The 276-nt window shown below is 48.6% G+C and carries 1 protein-coding gene; it reads right to left on the bottom strand.

The window, feature by feature from the left end; genetic code table 11:
* Positions 1 to 264: citrate lyase subunit alpha (locus P6709_RS19890; RefSeq protein WP_278242632.1), on the bottom strand; the 264-nt coding region annotated here is incomplete at its 3' end.
* Positions 265 to 276 lie beyond the last annotated feature (12 nt).

Consider the following 276-nt stretch of genomic DNA (forward strand, 5'->3'; position numbering starts at 1 on the left):
GCTTGAAATTGCTGCCCCCACTTTGTCGCGCAAGCCGGAACTGGTGATGTTGGTCACCACACCGTGTTTGATGTGCTCAATCACTGGTTCATGTACATTGGCAATCGAACTTGGCGCAATTGACAGGTTCTTGATCCCCATTTTGGCAATCTCAGCTAGGACCATGTTCATCACATAGTCCCCTTCACGAAAATGATGGTGAAAAGAAATAGTCATGCCGTCCTTCAGCCCAGTTGCTACAATGGCATCGTGAATTGACGCCACGAGTTTGCTGTG

This window comes from Jeotgalibacillus sp. ET6, from assembly GCF_029667115.1.
GTDB lineage: Bacteria > Bacillota > Bacilli > Bacillales > Jeotgalibacillaceae > Jeotgalibacillus.